Genomic DNA, 15,206 nt, shown 5'->3' with positions numbered 1-15,206 from the left:
CCCGCGCCGCTGTCCACCCCCGGCAATCCCCTCACACCGGACCAGCCCTGCCATATCCGGCACGGCATCCGGGCGTCAGTTGTTCCCGGGTGCGTTGATCCACCATGATGATCGCGGCAGGCGCAGCCCGCGGTCACTCGATCGTGCGGTGAATGCGCGGTGAACGGCCGCATCCGGCGATCCGATAGCCTCTGCCGACGTGCCCACCCGCCCCCTGGGGGCCCAGGTGTGCCACGCCTGCTGCCCGGGTAGTCCGTATCGAATGCGGACCGACCGGCGCGGCCTCGCCAGCTTTCAAGGAGTGAGTTCGTCTGTCGACCGCCATCCTCACCGGTCCGCCGGTCGCCGGGTCGCCGCTCGAAGCCGCCCTGCGCTCGCTGGGTTTCGACGTCCGTACGGCGGACGGTGCCGCGGCCGTGGCCGACGCGCTCGCCGCGGTCCCGGCCGATGAACGCGTCGCCGTGGTCGACCCCCGTTTCGTGGGTCACCTGCACAGCCTCCGGCTGGCGCTGACCGACCCGCGCTTCCCGGCCGCCGCGGTGCCGGGCGCCGTCACCGCGCAGCCCGAGGCGCGCGCCGCGCTCCAGCGCGCCGCCACCGCGGTCCCCGCGGGGCCCGGCACCCGCTACCGCGTGGACGTCCTGCCGGACGCGCTCGCCGAGACCCTGGAGGCCGGGGACGCCGCGTTGCAGCGCGTCGAACTGGGCAGCCTGGTCGCCACCGTCCCGCTGACGCCCGCCGAGCGCGCCACGGCCGAGGAGGCCGTCGCCGCCGTCGACGACGAGGCCGTACGGCTGCGTACCGCGGTCAAGGCCCGTGACGGGTTCTTCACCACCTTCTGCATCAGCCCGTACTCCCGCTACATCGCCCGCTGGTGCGCGCGCCGCGGCCTGACCCCCAACCAGGTCACCACGGCGTCGCTGCTCACCGCGGTGATCGCGGCGGGCTGCGCGGCCACCGGCAGCCGCGGCGGCTTCATCGCCGCCGGGCTGCTCCTGATCTTCTCCTTCGTCCTGGACTGCGCCGACGGGCAGCTCGCCCGCTACTCGCTCCAGTACTCGACGATGGGTGCCTGGCTCGACGCCACCTTCGACCGCGCGAAGGAGTACGCGTACTACGCGGGCCTCGCGCTCGGCGCGGCGCGCGGCGGCGACGATGTGTGGGCCCTGGCTCTGGGGGCGATGGTCCTCCAGACCTGCCGGCATGTCGTCGATTTCTCCTTCAACGAGGCGAACCACGATGCCACCGGCAACACCAGCCCCACCGCGGCCCTGTCCGACCGGCTCGACAGCGTCGGCTGGACGGTCTGGGTCCGCCGGATGATCGTGCTCCCCATCGGCGAACGCTGGGCGATGATCGCCGTACTGACCGCGTTCACCACCCCGCGCATCGTCTTCTACGCGCTGCTCGTCGGCTGCGCCCTGGCCGCCTGCTACACCACGGCGGGCCGGGTGCTGCGCTCGCTGACGCGGCGCGCGCGGCGGACCGACCGGGCGGCGGCCGCACTCGCCGACCTCGCGGACTCCGGGCCGCTCGCCGGGCTGTTCGCCCGGGGCGGCACCGGCGGTGCCTTCACCGCCCCCGTCCTGGCCTTCCTCGGCGCCGCCTGCCTGCTGACCTGGGTGATCTTCCAGGACGAGCCGGTGACCTGGACGACCGTGGTCGTCGCGGTCGGCTACGCCCTCTTCTCCGGCCAGGCCGTCGCCCGCCCCCTCAAGGGCCCGCTCGACTGGCTCGTGCCGCCGCTGTTCCGCGTGGGCGAATACGTCGCCATCCTGGTGGTGGCGGCCCGCTCCGACGCCGACCAGGCGCTGCCCGCGGCGTTCGGCCTGGTGGCGGCGGTCGCCTACCATCACTACGACACCGTCTACCGCATCCGCGTCGGCACGGGGGCCCCGCCGCGTTGGCTGGTGCGGGCGGCCGGCGGGCACGAGGGGCGCACGCTGCTCGTCGTCCTCCTGGCGGCTCTGCTGCACGGCTCAGGTTTCACAATCGCGCTGACGGTCCTGGCACTGGTTTTGGCGCTGCTGGTGCTCGTGGAGAGCATCCGCTTCTGGGTGTCCTCCGGAGCACCCGCCGTACACGATGAAGGAGAACCCGCATGATCGGCCTCGTGCTGGCCGCCGGCGCCGGACGGCGTCTGCGTCCCTACACCGACACCCTGCCCAAGGCGCTGGTGCCGGTCGATGGTGAGACCACCATCCTGGACCTGACGCTCGGCAACTTCGCCGAGATCGGCCTGACCGAGGTCGCGATCATCGTCGGCTACCGCAAGGAGGCCGTGTACGAGCGCAAGGCGGCGCTGGAGGCGAAGTACGGCCTCAAGCTCACGCTGATCGACAACGACAAGGCCGAGGAGTGGAACAACGCCTACTCCCTGTGGTGCGGCCGGGACGCGATCAAGCACGACGTGATCCTCGCCAACGGTGACACCGTGCACCCGGTCTCCGTCGAGCGGACGCTGCTCGCCGCCCGTGGCGAAGGCCGGAAGATCATCATGGCGCTGGACACGGTCAAGCAGCTCGCCGACGAGGAGATGAAGGTCGTCGTCGACCCCGACAAGGGCGCCCGGAAGATCACGAAGCTGATGGACCCCGCCGAGGCCACCGGTGAGTACATCGGCGTGACCCTCATCGAGGGCTCGGCCGCCGAGGAGCTCGCGGACGCGCTGAAGACCACCTTCGAGCGCGACCCCGACCTGTACTACGAGGACGGCTACCAGGAGCTGGTCAACCGCGGCTTCAAGATCGACGTGGCACCGATCGGCGAGGTCGCGTGGGTCGAGATCGACAACCACGACGACCTCGCGAAGGGCCGTGAGATCGCATGCCGGTACTGACCCGCCTCATTCCGTCCCCGGTCGTCGTCGACATCAGCGCCGGCGCACTGGACGACCTGGCGGGCCTGCTGGCCGATCAGCGCATCTCCGCGTCCGGGAAGCTCGCCGTCGCCATCAGCGGCGGCTCGGGCGCCCGGCTGCGGGAGCGGCTGGCCCCCGCGCTGCCCGGCGCCGACTGGTACGAGGTCGGCGGCGGCACGCTGGACGAAGCGATCAAGCTCGGCGACGCCATGAAGAAGGGCCACTACGACGCGGTCGTGGGCCTCGGCGGCGGCAAGATCATCGACTGTGCGAAGTACGCGGCGGCCCGGATCGGCCTGCCGCTGGTCGCCGTCGCGACGAACCTGTCGCACGACGGCCTGTGCTCGCCGGTGGCCACCCTCGACAACGACGCGGGCCGCGGCTCCTACGGCGTGCCCAACCCGATCGCCGTGGTGATCGACCTCGACGTCATCCGCGAGGCCCCGGTCCGCTTCGTCCGGTCCGGCATCGGCGACGCCATCTCCAACATCTCCGCCGTCGCGGACTGGGAGCTGTCGCACCGCGAGACCGGCGAGGACATCGACGGACTGGCCGCCGCCATGGCACGCCAGGCCGGCGAGGCCGTGCTGCGCCACCCCGGCGGCGTCGGCGACGACGGCTTCCTCCAGGTGCTGGCCGAGGGCCTGGTCCTCACCGGTATCTCGATGTCCGTGGCCGGCGACAGCCGCCCGGCCTCCGGCGCCTGCCACGAGATCAACCACGCCTTCGACCTCCTCTTCCCCAAGCGGGCGGCGAGCCACGGCGAGCAGTGCGGCCTGGGCGCCGCCTTCGCCACGCACCTGCGCGGGGACAAGGAGACCTGCGGGCTGATGATCGAGGTGCTGCGGCGGCACGGCCTGCCGGTGACGCCCGGCGAGATCGGCTTCAGCGACGAAGAGTTCGTCGAGGCCGTCGCCTACGCGCCGCGGACCCGCCCCGGCCGCTACACGATCCTCGAACACCTCGACCTGTCCACCGACCAGATCAGGGACGCATACGCCGACTATGCACAAGCCGTCCGTAGCTGAACTCCGCCCGGTCGTGCACCCCGCGGGTGTCAAGGACCGGCGCAGCGGTGAGCACTGGGCCGGTCGCCTGTACATGCGGGAGATCTCGCTGCGCTGCGACCGGTACCTGGTGAACACCAGGATCACGCCGAACCAGCTGACCTATGTGATGACCCTCTTCGGCGTCCTCGCGGCCCCGGCCCTGCTGGTGCCCGGGATCTGGGGGGCCGTCCTCGGGGTGCTGATGGTCCAGCTCTACCTGCTGCTCGACTGTGTCGACGGCGAGGTGGCCCGCTGGAAGAAGCAGTTCTCGCTCGGCGGGGTGTACCTGGACCGGGTCGGGGCCTATCTGACCGACGCCGCCGTACTCGTCGGCTTCGGACTGCGCGCCGCCGACCTGTGGGGCTCCGGACGGATCGACTGGCTGTGGGCCTTCCTGGGCACCCTGGCCGCCCTCGGCGCGATCCTGATCAAGGCCGAGACCGACCTGGTCGGTGTCGCCCGCCATCAGGGCGGGCTGCCGCCGGTCAAGGAGGCGGCGTCCGAGCCGCGCTCGTCCGGCATGGCGCTGGCCCGCAAGGCCGCCGCCGCGCTCAAGTTCCACCGGCTGATCCTCGGCATCGAGGCGTCGCTGGTGATCCTGGTCCTGGCGATCGTGGACGCGGCCCGGGGCGACCTGTTCTTCTCGCGGCTCGGCGTCGCGGTGATGGCCGGTATCGCGCTCCTCCAGACGCTGCTCCACCTGGTGTCCATCCTCGCCTCCAGCAGGCTCAAGTGACGGGGGCGCGAGCGATGAAGGTCGGCGCTGTCGTCCTGACCATGGGCAACCGCCCCGAGGAGCTGCGCGCCCTGCTCGACTCGGTCGCCAAGCAGCACGGCGACCCGGTCGAGGTGGTGGTCGTCGGCAACGGTTCGCCGCTGCCGGCCCTGCCCGAGGGCGTACGGACCGTGGAGCTGCCGGAGAACGTCGGCATCCCCGCCGGGCGCAACGTCGGCATCGAGGCGTTCGGACCGGGCGGCAGCGAGGTGGACGTGCTGCTGTTCCTGGACGACGACGGGCTGCTGGAACGGGCGGACACCGCCGAACAGTGCCGCGAGGCGTTCGCCCGGGACCAGAAGCTCGGCATCATCAGCTTCCGCATCGCGGACCCGGAGACGGGGGAGACGCAGCGTCGGCACGTGCCGCGGCTGCGCGCCTCCGACCCGCTGCGGTCCTCCCGGGTCACCACCTTCCTGGGCGGCGCCAACGCGGTCCGTACGAAGGTCTTCGAAGAGGTCGGCGGGCTGCCCGACGACTTCTTCTACGCCCATGAGGAGACCGACCTGGCCTGGCGGGCCCTGGACGCGGGCTGGATGATCGACTACCGCGCCGACATGGTGCTGCTGCACCCCACGCACGCCCCCAGCCGGCACGCGGTCTACCACCGTATGGTGGCCCGCAACCGGGTCTGGCTGGCCCGCCGAAACCTTCCGGCCCCGCTGGTCCCGGTCTATCTCGGTGTCTGGTTCCTGCTCACCCTGGCCCGGCGGCCCTCGCGGCCCGCGCTGCGTGCCTGGCTGGGCGGCTTCAAGGAGGGCTGGGCCACGTCCGGTGGTCCCCGGCGCCCCATGAAGTGGCGTACCGTGTGGCGCCTGACCCGGCTGGGCCGCCCTCCCGTCATCTGACAAGCTCGGATCTGAGAGCATCAGGCGCGAACCCGGGGCACGGCCCCGGCAGCGCACCTTGAGGACGAAAGTGTCAACAGTGAGCGAGACTACGCACGACAGTGCGGTCGCCATGAGTGCCCCGCCATCATCCGACGACGGGCTGTCCCGTGCCGAGCTGGCCCGCAAGTACGGGCTCACGCAGAGCGGGGCGCGGCCCAGCCTGCCGGAGTACGTGCGGCAGCTGTGGGACCGGCGGCACTTCATCCGCGCCTTCTCCAGCGCGAAGCTGACCGCGCAATACAGCCAGGCGAAGCTGGGCCAGGTGTGGCAGGTGGTGACGCCCCTGCTGAACGCGCTCGTCTACTACCTCATCTTCGGCCTGCTGATCGGCACCAGCCGCGGTGTCGAGGACTACGTGCCCTTCCTGGTCACCGGCGTCTTCATCTTCACCTTCACGCAGAGCTCGGTGATGGCCGGCACCCGCGCGGTCTCCGGCAACCTGGGACTGGTGCGCGCCCTGCACTTCCCGCGCGCCTGCCTGCCCATCTCGTTCTGCCTGATGCAGCTCCAGCAGCTGCTGTTCTCGATGGGTGTGCTGGTCCTCATCCTGCTGGGGTACGGGCAGGTGCCCACCTGGTCCTGGCTGCTGGCGATCCCGGCGCTGGTGCTCCAGTTCGTCTTCAACACCGGACTGGCCATGGTCATGGCCCGCCTCGGCAGCAAGACGCCCGACCTGGCGCAGCTGATGCCGTTCATCATGCGGACGTGGATGTACGCGTCCGGCGTGATGTTCAGCATCGACGTGATCCTCAAGGAGAAGGCGGTCCCGGCCTTCGTGCACGTCCTGCTGGACTGCAACCCGGCCGTGGTCTTCATCGACCTGATGCGTTTCGCGCTGATCGACAGCTTCACGTCGGACAAGCTGCCCCCGCACGTGTGGCCGCTGGCCGTCGGCTGGGCGCTGGTGATGGGCGTCGTCGGCTTCGTGTACTTCTGGAAGGCTGAGGAGCGGTACGGCCGTGGCTGAGCAAGAGGACGCCGTACAGACGGCGGACGGGAACCGCGTCCCCACCGTGATCGCGGACGACCTGCACATCGTGTACCGGGTGTACGGCACCGGAGCGGGCAAGGGCAGCGCCACCGCGGCCCTGAACCGCATCATCCGCCGCAAGCCCTCCGGCGGGGTGCGTGAGGTGCACGCGGTCAAGGGCGTCAGCTTCACCGCCTACCGCGGCGAGTCGATCGGCCTGATCGGCTCGAACGGCTCCGGCAAGTCGACGCTGCTCAAGGCCGTCGCCGGCCTGCTGCCCGCGGAGCGCGGCCGGGTCTACTCGCACGGCCAGCCGTCGCTGCTGGGCGTGAACGCGGCCCTGATGAACGACCTGACCGGCGAGAAGAACGTCGTGCTCGGCGGGCTGGCGATGGGCATGTCCCGCGAGCAGGTGCGCGAGCGCTACCAGGGGATCGTCGACTTCTCGGGCATCAACGAGAAGGGCGACTTCATCTCGCTGCCGATGCGGACGTACTCGTCCGGCATGGCGGCCCGGCTGCGCTTCTCCATCGCGGCGGCCAAGGACCACGACGTGCTGATGATCGACGAGGCGCTGGCGACGGGTGACCGGGCGTTCCAGAAGCGCTCCGAGGCCCGCATCCGCGAGCTGCGCAAGGAGGCCGGTACGGTCTTCCTGGTCAGCCACAACAACAAGTCGATCAGGGACACCTGCGACCGGGTGCTGTGGCTGGAGCGGGGCGAGCTGCTGATGGACGGCCCGACCGACGAAGTGATCAAGGCGTACGAGAAGGAGTCGGGCAAGTAGCCCGCAGCGCGCCGTACGGCCCCCGCGAGTCCGGCTCGCGGGGGCCGTTGCTCGTCTCGGACCGGCCGCGGAAGGCCGTGCGCCGGTCCTGAGATCGTCAACAGCTGGTCAACTCGGCCGGATACAGGAACAGTTCACGGCGTATGGATGTTGACCGGATCGTTGCTTCGAGGTTCGGTACCCCCTCGGACGCCGGAGAGATGTACGGCGTAAGCTGTACGGGTACTGAACAGCACAAGTGGCACAAGTCGGGCAGAGCGTACCCGTCCTGGCGACCAGGAGTCGGATCGGGCGGGTCGCGTCATGCGGCGTGTCCGAAATGGGATGTTTTGGCTTGGCGGTGTAGAACGGGAGGCGTGACGGCAATGGCTACTGGAACTCTCCGGCTCCGAAACGCGCCGGGCAGCCTCCGGTGAGCCGAGGGATGGCACGGGCACGCGACGTCCTGGCCCGGCCCCGGACGCCGGGCGGCGGCCGGGACGACGCGCAGTCGCGCACCGTCACGGACCAGGCCGCGCACGAGAACTTCCCGGTGGCGCCGTTCTTCCTGCCGCGCGCCTGGCGCCGGGACCTGATGGCCGTCTACGGCTTCGCCCGCCTCGTGGACGACATCGGCGACGGCGACCTGGCGCCCGGCGGCGGTGACGCGGCCCGGCTCGGGCTGGACCCCGAGCGGGACGCGGAGGACACGCTCGCGCTGCTCGACGCGCTGGAGGCGGACCTGTACCGCGTCTTCAGCGACCGCGCCCCCGGACCGCTGCACCCCCTGATGCGCCGCCTCGGCCCCACCGTGCGCCGCTGCGGCCTGACCCCCGAGCCCTTCCTCGGCCTGATCGAGGCCAACCGGCAGGACCAGCGGGTCGGCCGCTACGCGACCTACGGCGACCTGCTCGCCTACTGCGAGCTGTCCGCCAATCCCGTCGGCCGGCTCGTCCTGGGCATCACCGGCACCGCCAGTCCGGAGCGCGTCCGGCGCTCGGACGCGGTCTGCACCGCGCTGCAGATCGTCGAGCACCTCCAGGACGTCGCCGAGGACCTGGGCCGGGACCGGGTCTACCTCCCCGGCGAGGACATGAAACACTTCGGCGTCACCGAGGCGGATCTGGCCGCTTCGACAGGGAGCGCACCGGTGCGCTCGCTGATCGCGTACGAGGCGGAACGCGCTCGTGAACTGCTGAATGAAGGCACCCCGCTGGTGGGTAGCGTCCACGGCAGGCTCAAGCTGCTGCTCGCCGGCTTCGTCGGCGGCGGACGCGCCGCACTCCGGGCGGTCGCGGCCGCCGACCACGACGTACTCCCTGGACCGCCCAAGCCGACCAAGCTCAGCCTGCTGCGCGAGGTGGGGGCGACATTGCGAAGAGAGGGGTGAGTCGGACCGTGGAGGACTTCGCACACGCGTCCGCGCCGGTGCTCGCTGCATACCGCTACTGCGAGGCCGTGACCGGGCAGCAGGCACGTAACTTCGCCTACGGCATCCGGCTGTTGCCGGCCGACAAGCGGCAGGCCATGTCGGCGCTCTACGCCTTCTCGCGCCGCGTCGACGACATCGGCGACGGCCCGCTGGCGGACGGCGCCAAGCAGCAGCGGCTGGAGGAGACCCGGGCCCTGCTCGCCCGTATCAAGGACGGCGCGGTCGACGAGGACGACACGGACCCGGTGGCGGTCGCGCTGTCCGACGCCGCCCGGCGCTTCCCGATCCCGCTCGGCGGGCTCGACGAGCTGATCGACGGCGTTCTGATGGACGTACGCGGTGAGACGTACGAGACCTGGGACGACCTGAAGGTCTACTGCCGCTGTGTCGCGGGGGCGATCGGACGGCTCTCCCTGGGAGTGTTCGGCACCGTACCCGGCGCACCGGACACCGCACGCGCCGCCGAGTACGCCGATACGCTCGGGCTGGCGCTGCAACTGACCAATATCCTGAGAGACGTTCGCGAGGACGCCGGAAACGGCCGTACGTATCTTCCTTCCGACGACCTCGCCAAGTTCGGCTGCTCGGTGGGCTTCCACAGTCCGGTACCACCGCCCGGCGCGGACTTCACCGGACTGGTCCACTTCGAAGTCAGGCGTGCCCGTGCCCTGTTCGACCAGGGATTCCGGCTGCTGCCGATGCTCGACCGGCGCAGCGGGGCCTGCGTCGCCGCCATGGCCGGCATCTACCACCGCCTCCTGTCGCGGATCGCGGCGGACCCGGAGGCCGTGCTGCGCGGCCGGGTCTCGCTGCCCGGCCGGGAGAAGGCGTTCGTGGCGGTGCGCGGCCTGTCGGGTTTCGACGCGCGGACGATCGGCCGCCGGCAGGCGGCCCGGGCGGCGGGACGGCCGCCCGTGAGGAGGCGCGGATGACGGTCCGGGAGACCGGCCGGGCCGGCGGGCCCTGCTCAGGGCCCGTACGGCGGGCGAAGCGGCGGGCAACCCTCCGCCGGGCCGCTGCGTCCCTGACGACAGTATTCAGGGAGGGCGCATGACATCGGGACCGATGGGGCCCGACCGGCACGATGCACAGGAAGCAGGCCGTCCCGATGGGGCGGCTGCGGTGGTCATTGGGGGCGGTCTGGCCGGCATCACGGCGGCGCTGGCGCTGGCCGACGCCGGACTGCGGGTCACCCTCGTCGAGGGCCGGCCCAGGCTGGGCGGCCTGGTCTTCTCCTTCCGCCGCGAGTCCGCGGCGGGGGAGCTGACCGTCGACAACGGGCAGCACGTCTATCTGCGCTGCTGCACCGCGTACGACTGGTTCCTCGACCGGGTGGGGGGCCGCGCCCTGGTGCCCCTCCAGGACCGGATGGACGTCCCGGTGCTGGACGCCGACGGCCTGCGGCTGGGGCGGCTGCGGCGTACGGCCCTGCCCGTGCCGCTGCACCTGGCGAAGAGCCTGGCCATGTACCCGCACCTGTCGCTCGCCGAGCGGGCGAACGTGGGCCGCGCGGCGCTGGCCCTGAAGAAGCTCGACCCCGAGGATCCCGCGCTGGACGGCGTCGACTTCGCCTCCTGGCTGGCCCGGCACGGCCAGTCGCCGCGCGCGGTCGAGGCGCTGTGGGACCTGGTCGGCGTCGCGACGCTCAACGCGCGGGCCGGTGACGCGTCGCTGGGTCTGGCCGCCAAGGTCTTCAAGACGGGACTGCTCTCCGACAACGGCGCCGCCGACATCGGCTGGTCACGGGTGCCGCTGGGCGAGGTGCACGACACGCTGGCGCGCGAGGCCCTGGAGAAGGCGGGCGTCCGCGTCGAGCTGCGTACCCGCGCGAGCGCCCTGGCCCGTGCCGAGGACGGCACCTGGCAGGTGACGGTGGAGAACGGCCCGCACGGCCGCGAGCAGCTGACTGCCAAAACGGTCGTGCTGGCCCTGCCGCAGCGCGAGACGCACGGCCTGCTGCCCGAAGGCACCCTCGACGGCCAGGACCGGCTGCTGGACATCGGCACGGCGCCGATCCTGAACCTGCACGTCATCTACGACCGGCCGGTGCTCCGGCAGCCCTTTTTCGCGGGGCTCGGCTCGCCCGTGCAGTGGGTCTTCGACCGTACGGAGGCCTCCGGCCTCGCCGCGCTGCCCGGCGGCGCCCGCAGCCAGTACCTGGCCGTGTCGCAGTCCGCCGCGCAGGACGACATCGACCGGCCGGTGGCCGAGCTGCGCGCGCGTTACCTGCCGGAGCTGGAGCGGCTGCTGCCCGCCGCGCGCGGCGCCGGTGTCCGCGACTTCTTCGTCACCCGCGAACGCACCGCGACGTTCGCCCCCACCCCGGGCGTCGGCCGGCTGCGGCCCGGCGCCCGTACCCAGACCCCCGGCCTGTACCTGGCCGGTGCGTGGACCGCCACCGGGTGGCCCGCGACCATGGAAAGCGCTGTTCGCAGCGGCCTCGGCGCCGTTCGCGAGGCACTCACCGAACTCGGCTTCCCCCAGGGCCAGTTGCCCCAGGAGGTGGCATGACCACGAGTACGAGCGCTCGCACGAGCACGAGCACCGGAAACAGAGGAGAAACCGTGAATCCGGCTTCCCCAGCTATCGACACCGAGAGCGTCACCGCGCTGCTGGAGCGCGGGCGGCAGCTCGCCACTCCCGTGCTGCGTGCCGCCGTGGACCGGCTCGCGCCTCCCATGGACACCGTCGCCGCGTACCACTTCGGCTGGATCGACGCCGCGGGCCGGCCCGCGACCGGGGACGGCGGCAAGGCCGTACGCCCCGCGCTCGCGCTGCTGTCGGCCCAGGCCGCCGGACAGCCGCCGGAGGTCGGTGTGCCCGGCGCCGTCGCCGTGGAACTGGTCCACAACTTCTCGCTGCTGCACGACGACCTGATGGACGGCGACGAGCAGCGCCGCCACCGCGACACGGTGTGGAAGGTGCACGGCCCGGCGCAGGCGATCCTCGTCGGCGACGCGCTGTTCGCCCTGGCCAACGAAATACTGCTGGAACTGGGCACCGTCGAGGCCGGCCGCGCCACCCGCCGCCTCACGGCCGCCACCCGCAAGCTCATCGACGGCCAGGCCCAGGACATCTCCTACGAGCACCGCGAACGGGTCACCGTCGAGGAGTGCCTGGAGATGGAGGGCAACAAGACGGGCGCGCTGCTCGCCTGCGCCGTCTCCATCGGCGCCGTCCTCGGCGGCGCCGACGACCGTACCGCCGACATCCTGGAGCGGTACGGCTACCACCTCGGCCTCGCCTTCCAGGCCGTCGACGACCTGCTGGGCATCTGGGGCGACCCGGAGGCCACCGGCAAGCAGACCTGGAGCGACCTGCGGCAGCGCAAGAAGTCGCTGCCGGTCGTCGCCGCCCTGGCGGCCGACAACCCGGCCGCCGAGCGGCTCGCCGGGATCCTCGCGGCGGACGCGAAGAAGAGCGAGGACGAGATCGCCGACTTCACCGAGGAGGAGTTCGCCTCCCGCGCGGCCCTCATCGAGGAGGCCGGCGGCCGCGAGTGGACCTCCCAGGAGGCCCGCCGCCAGCACGCCACCGCCATCGCCGCACTGGACGAGGTGGACATGCCCGCACCGGTCCGCGCGCAGTTCGTCGCGCTCGCGGACTTCGTCGTCGTACGAGAGAGATGATCACTATCGAACCGATCTAGTTCGCAGTCGCCGGCCGGTGCCTTCCCCGCTCCGAAGCGGGCCCAGGCGCCGGCTGACGGAATCCCTGAGCACGCTTCACAGAGTTCACTGCCGAAGGGGAAACCATGACAGCGACGACCGACGGAAGCACCGGGGCGCTGCCGCCCCGTGCCCCCTCGGCCGGCGAGACCACCGCCGAGAACACCGAGAACGGCCCGGCCGCCACCACGGACACGGCCGCCACCGCCCGCCGCGCCGCGGCCCGCGCCACCGAGTACCTGCTGTCCGTGCAGGACGACGCGGGCTGGTGGAAGGGCGACCTGGAAACCAATGTGACCATGGACGCCGAGGACCTGCTGCTGCGGCAGTTCCTGGGCATCGGCGACCGGCACACCACCGAGGCCGCCGCCCGCCACCTCCGCGCCGAGCAGCGCGCGGACGGCACCTGGGCCACCTTCTACCAAGGGCCCGGCGAACTGTCCGCCACCATCGAGGCGTACGTCGCCCTGCGGCTGGCCGGCGACGCGCCGGACGCCGCCCACATGGCCCGGGCCGCCACCTGGATCCGCGAGCACGGCGGTATCGCCGCCTCCCGCGTCTTCACCCGCATCTGGCTGGCGCTGTTCGGCTGGTGGAAGTGGTCGGACCTGCCCGAACTGCCGCCCGAGCTCATCTACTTCCCGAAGTGGTTCCCGCTCAACATCTACGACTTCGCGTGCTGGGCGCGGCAGACGATCGTGGCACTGACGATCGTCTCGGCCCTGCGTCCGGTACGGCCCGCGCCGTTCGCCCTGGACGAGCTGCACACCGACCCGGCCCGCCCGAACCCGCCGCGGCCGCTCGCCCCCGTCGCGAGCTGGGACGGGATCTTCCAGCGACTGGACAAGGGCCTGCACGGGTACCGCAAGGTGGCGGTCCGGCGGCTCCGCCGCTCGGCGATGAAGGCCGCGGCGAGCTGGATCGTCGAACGCCAGGAGAACGACGGCTGCTGGGGCGGCATCCAGCCGCCGGCCGTCTACTCGATCATCGCGCTGCATCTGCTCGGGTACGACCTGGAGCACCCGGTGCTCCGTGAGGGCCTGAAGTCGCTGGACCGCTTCGCCGTGTGGCGCGAGGACGCGGACGGCGCGCCCGTCCGCATGATCGAGGCGTGCCAGTCCCCGGTCTGGGACACCTGCCTCGCCGCCATCGCGCTCGCCGACGCCGGCCTGCCCGCCGACCACCCGCAGCTGGTCAAGGCCGCCGAATGGATGCTCGCCGAGCAGATCCGCCGGCCGGGCGACTGGAGCGTCCGCAGACCGCAACTCCCCTCCGGGGGCTGGGCGTTCGAGTTCGAGAACGACAACTACCCGGACATCGACGACACCGCCGAAGTCGTCCTCGCGCTGCGCCGCATCCAGTACCCGGACCCGGAGCGGGCCGACGCCGCCGTGCGGCGGGCCGTGCGCTGGAGCCTGGGCATGCAGTCCAAGAACGGGGCCTGGGGCGCCTTCGACGCCGACAACACCAGCCCGTTCCCCAACCGGCTGCCGTTCTGCGACTTCGGCGAGGTGATCGACCCGCCGTCGGCCGATGTCACCGCACATGTCGTGGAGATGGCCGCCGACCTCGGCATGACGCACGACGACCGGGTGCGGCGCGGCATCCGCTGGCTGCTGGCCGAACAGGAGCCGGACGGCTCGTGGTTCGGCCGCTGGGGCACCAACTACGTCTACGGCACCGGCTCGGTGCTCCCCGCGCTGGCCGCCGCCGGCATTCCCGCCTCGCACCCCGCGGTCCGCCGCGCCGTGCGCTGGCTGGAACGCGTCCAGAACGAGGACGGCGGCTGGGGCGAGGACCAGCGCTCCTACCAGGACAAGGCGTGGGCGGGCCGCGGCGAGTCGACCGCCTCGCAGACCGCGTGGGCGCTGATGGCGCTGCTCGCGGCGGGCGAGCGGGAGAGCGCGGCGGTCGAGCGCGGGGTGGCCTGGCTGGCCGCGGCGCAGCGCGCCGACGGGTCCTGGGACGAGCCGTACTTCACCGGTACGGGCTTCCCCTGGGACTTCTCGATCAACTACCACCTGTACCGGCAGGTCTTCCCGCTGACGGCCCTCGGCCGTTACGTCAACGGCGGACCGGCCGGCGCGTCCCAGGGGGTCTGATGCACACGTCGCGCAGCGCGGCCGCCGCCCGCGGCGGCCAGCGGGCCCGGCCGCAGGGGCCGCCGCCGCTGCTGGTCGCCTGTGCGCTCGGCATCGAGCGGTTCGCGCTGCGCGGCGGCGACCGCAGTGGCGCGAGCGCGCCCGCCGTCGTGCTCCGTACGGGCATGGGGCCGCGGGCGGCGTCGGACGCCGTCACCCACGCGCTGCGCGACGGCTCCGTCACGGCACGGGCGCCGGTCGTCGCCACCGGCTTCTGCGCCGGTCTCGTCCCCGGGATGCTGCCGGGGGACGTGGTGGTCGCGGAGTCGGCCCGCGGCCATCTGCCCGGCGCGCCGGACGTCGCCTGCGCCGACAACGGTCCGCTGCTGCGGGCCCTGAAGGAGCGCGGCGTGACGGTGCACACCGGCCTGCTGCGCGGCTCCGACCACGTCGTACGCGGCGCGGAGCGGGCCGGGCTGCGGGCCGCGGGCGCCGTCGCGGTGGACATGGAGTCCGCCGCGACGCTGGCGGCCGCGACGCGGGACGGCGGCCGTCCGGTTGCGGCCGTCCGGGTGATCGTGGACGCTCCAGAACATGAACTTGTCCGAATCGGCACTTTACGCGGTGGAATGTCGGCCTTTCGTGTGCTGCGCTCCATCCTTCCTGTGTTCTTCGAATGGCACCGTTCTTTGCAGCTCCCCAGGAGGTGAGCCAG

Annotated in this window: 13 protein-coding genes; all 13 read left to right on the top strand. The window is 72.1% G+C overall.

The window, feature by feature from the left end; all coding sequences use genetic code 11:
- The first annotated feature begins 311 nt into the window (after window positions 1–311).
- The gene (locus tag JXZ78_RS24225; protein WP_078624604.1) at window positions 312–2,105 is read left to right on the top strand and encodes a DUF5941 domain-containing protein; all 1,794 of its coding nucleotides are present in this window, start codon (window positions 312–314) and stop codon (window positions 2,103–2,105) included.
- Window positions 2,102–2,839, top strand: coding sequence for a phosphocholine cytidylyltransferase family protein (locus JXZ78_RS24220; protein WP_030023843.1), 738 nt, complete (start codon window positions 2,102–2,104; stop codon window positions 2,837–2,839). Before JXZ78_RS24225 ends, JXZ78_RS24220 begins: the two co-directional genes overlap by 4 nt.
- Complete coding sequence (locus JXZ78_RS24215) at window positions 2,827–3,888, top strand: iron-containing alcohol dehydrogenase family protein (RefSeq protein ID WP_030023844.1); 1,062 nt, start codon at window positions 2,827–2,829, stop codon at window positions 3,886–3,888. The genes JXZ78_RS24220 and JXZ78_RS24215 overlap by 13 nt, the downstream gene beginning before the upstream one ends.
- A complete protein-coding gene (locus JXZ78_RS24210; RefSeq protein ID WP_078624611.1) occupies window positions 3,866–4,645 on the top strand; it encodes a CDP-alcohol phosphatidyltransferase family protein in 780 nt (259 codons plus the stop codon). Before JXZ78_RS24215 ends, JXZ78_RS24210 begins: the two co-directional genes overlap by 23 nt.
- Before the next feature lie 14 nt (window positions 4,646–4,659).
- A complete protein-coding gene (locus JXZ78_RS24205) occupies window positions 4,660–5,532 on the top strand; it encodes a glycosyltransferase family 2 protein (RefSeq protein ID WP_030023847.1) in 873 nt (290 codons plus the stop codon).
- Between the two features lie 79 nt (window positions 5,533–5,611).
- Complete coding sequence (locus tag JXZ78_RS24200; protein ID WP_030023849.1) at window positions 5,612–6,541, top strand: ABC transporter permease; 930 nt, start codon at window positions 5,612–5,614, stop codon at window positions 6,539–6,541.
- Window positions 6,534–7,331: an ABC transporter ATP-binding protein gene (locus tag JXZ78_RS24195; RefSeq protein ID WP_030023851.1), complete on the top strand. Its 798-nt coding sequence runs from the start codon at window positions 6,534–6,536 to the stop codon at window positions 7,329–7,331. Before JXZ78_RS24200 ends, JXZ78_RS24195 begins: the two co-directional genes overlap by 8 nt.
- Window positions 7,332–7,755: 424 nt before the next feature.
- A complete protein-coding gene (gene hpnC / locus JXZ78_RS24190) occupies window positions 7,756–8,700 on the top strand; it encodes a squalene synthase HpnC (protein ID WP_078624605.1) in 945 nt (314 codons plus the stop codon).
- An 8-nt stretch (window positions 8,701–8,708) separates the two neighbouring features.
- On the top strand, window positions 8,709–9,674 hold the full coding sequence (hpnD, locus tag JXZ78_RS24185; protein ID WP_033039625.1) for a presqualene diphosphate synthase HpnD: 966 nt from the start codon (window positions 8,709–8,711) through the stop codon (window positions 9,672–9,674).
- Between the two features lie 118 nt (window positions 9,675–9,792).
- Entirely contained in the window at window positions 9,793–11,253 is a 1,461-nt protein-coding gene (gene hpnE, locus JXZ78_RS24180; RefSeq protein WP_030023857.1) for a hydroxysqualene dehydroxylase HpnE, read from the top strand.
- Window positions 11,250–12,371 (top strand): polyprenyl synthetase family protein, encoded by a 1,122-nt coding sequence (locus JXZ78_RS24175; protein ID WP_078624606.1) that lies wholly within the window; start codon window positions 11,250–11,252, stop codon window positions 12,369–12,371. Before hpnE ends, JXZ78_RS24175 begins: the two co-directional genes overlap by 4 nt.
- 125 nt (window positions 12,372–12,496) lie before the next feature.
- Window positions 12,497–14,512, top strand: a complete 2,016-nt coding sequence (gene shc / locus JXZ78_RS24170; RefSeq protein ID WP_030023860.1) for a squalene--hopene cyclase — start codon at window positions 12,497–12,499, stop codon at window positions 14,510–14,512.
- Window positions 14,512–15,201, top strand: a complete 690-nt coding sequence (locus JXZ78_RS24165) for a 5'-methylthioadenosine/S-adenosylhomocysteine nucleosidase family protein (RefSeq protein ID WP_050502934.1) — start codon at window positions 14,512–14,514, stop codon at window positions 15,199–15,201. The genes shc and JXZ78_RS24165 overlap by 1 nt, the downstream gene beginning before the upstream one ends.
- Window positions 15,202–15,206: the final 5 nt, after the last annotated feature.

It is taken from the genome of Streptomyces monomycini (assembly GCF_022271435.1).
Classification (GTDB): Bacteria; Actinomycetota; Actinomycetes; order Streptomycetales; family Streptomycetaceae; genus Streptomyces; species Streptomyces monomycini.
The sequence above is the reverse complement of the archived record's forward strand: the minus strand, read 5'-3'. Positions and strand labels throughout refer to the sequence as shown.

Excerpts from the sequence above, each read along its gene's own strand:
- hpnC (WP_078624605.1), top strand. The coding sequence starts at position 7,756 with ATGGCACGGGCACGCGACGTCCTGGCCCGGCCCCGGACGCCGGGCGGC.
- JXZ78_RS24220 (WP_030023843.1), top strand. The coding sequence starts at position 2,102 with ATGATCGGCCTCGTGCTGGCCGCCGGCGCCGGACGGCGTCTGCGTCCC.
- JXZ78_RS24205 (WP_030023847.1), top strand. The coding sequence starts at position 4,660 with ATGAAGGTCGGCGCTGTCGTCCTGACCATGGGCAACCGCCCCGAGGAG.
- JXZ78_RS24165 (WP_050502934.1), top strand. The coding sequence starts at position 14,512 with ATGCACACGTCGCGCAGCGCGGCCGCCGCCCGCGGCGGCCAGCGGGCC.
- JXZ78_RS24215 (WP_030023844.1), top strand. The coding sequence starts at position 2,827 with ATGCCGGTACTGACCCGCCTCATTCCGTCCCCGGTCGTCGTCGACATC.
- JXZ78_RS24210 (WP_078624611.1), top strand. The coding sequence starts at position 3,866 with ATGCACAAGCCGTCCGTAGCTGAACTCCGCCCGGTCGTGCACCCCGCG.
- JXZ78_RS24175 (WP_078624606.1), top strand. The coding sequence starts at position 11,250 with ATGACCACGAGTACGAGCGCTCGCACGAGCACGAGCACCGGAAACAGA.
- shc (WP_030023860.1), top strand. The coding sequence starts at position 12,497 with ATGACAGCGACGACCGACGGAAGCACCGGGGCGCTGCCGCCCCGTGCC.
- hpnE (WP_030023857.1), top strand. The coding sequence starts at position 9,793 with ATGACATCGGGACCGATGGGGCCCGACCGGCACGATGCACAGGAAGCA.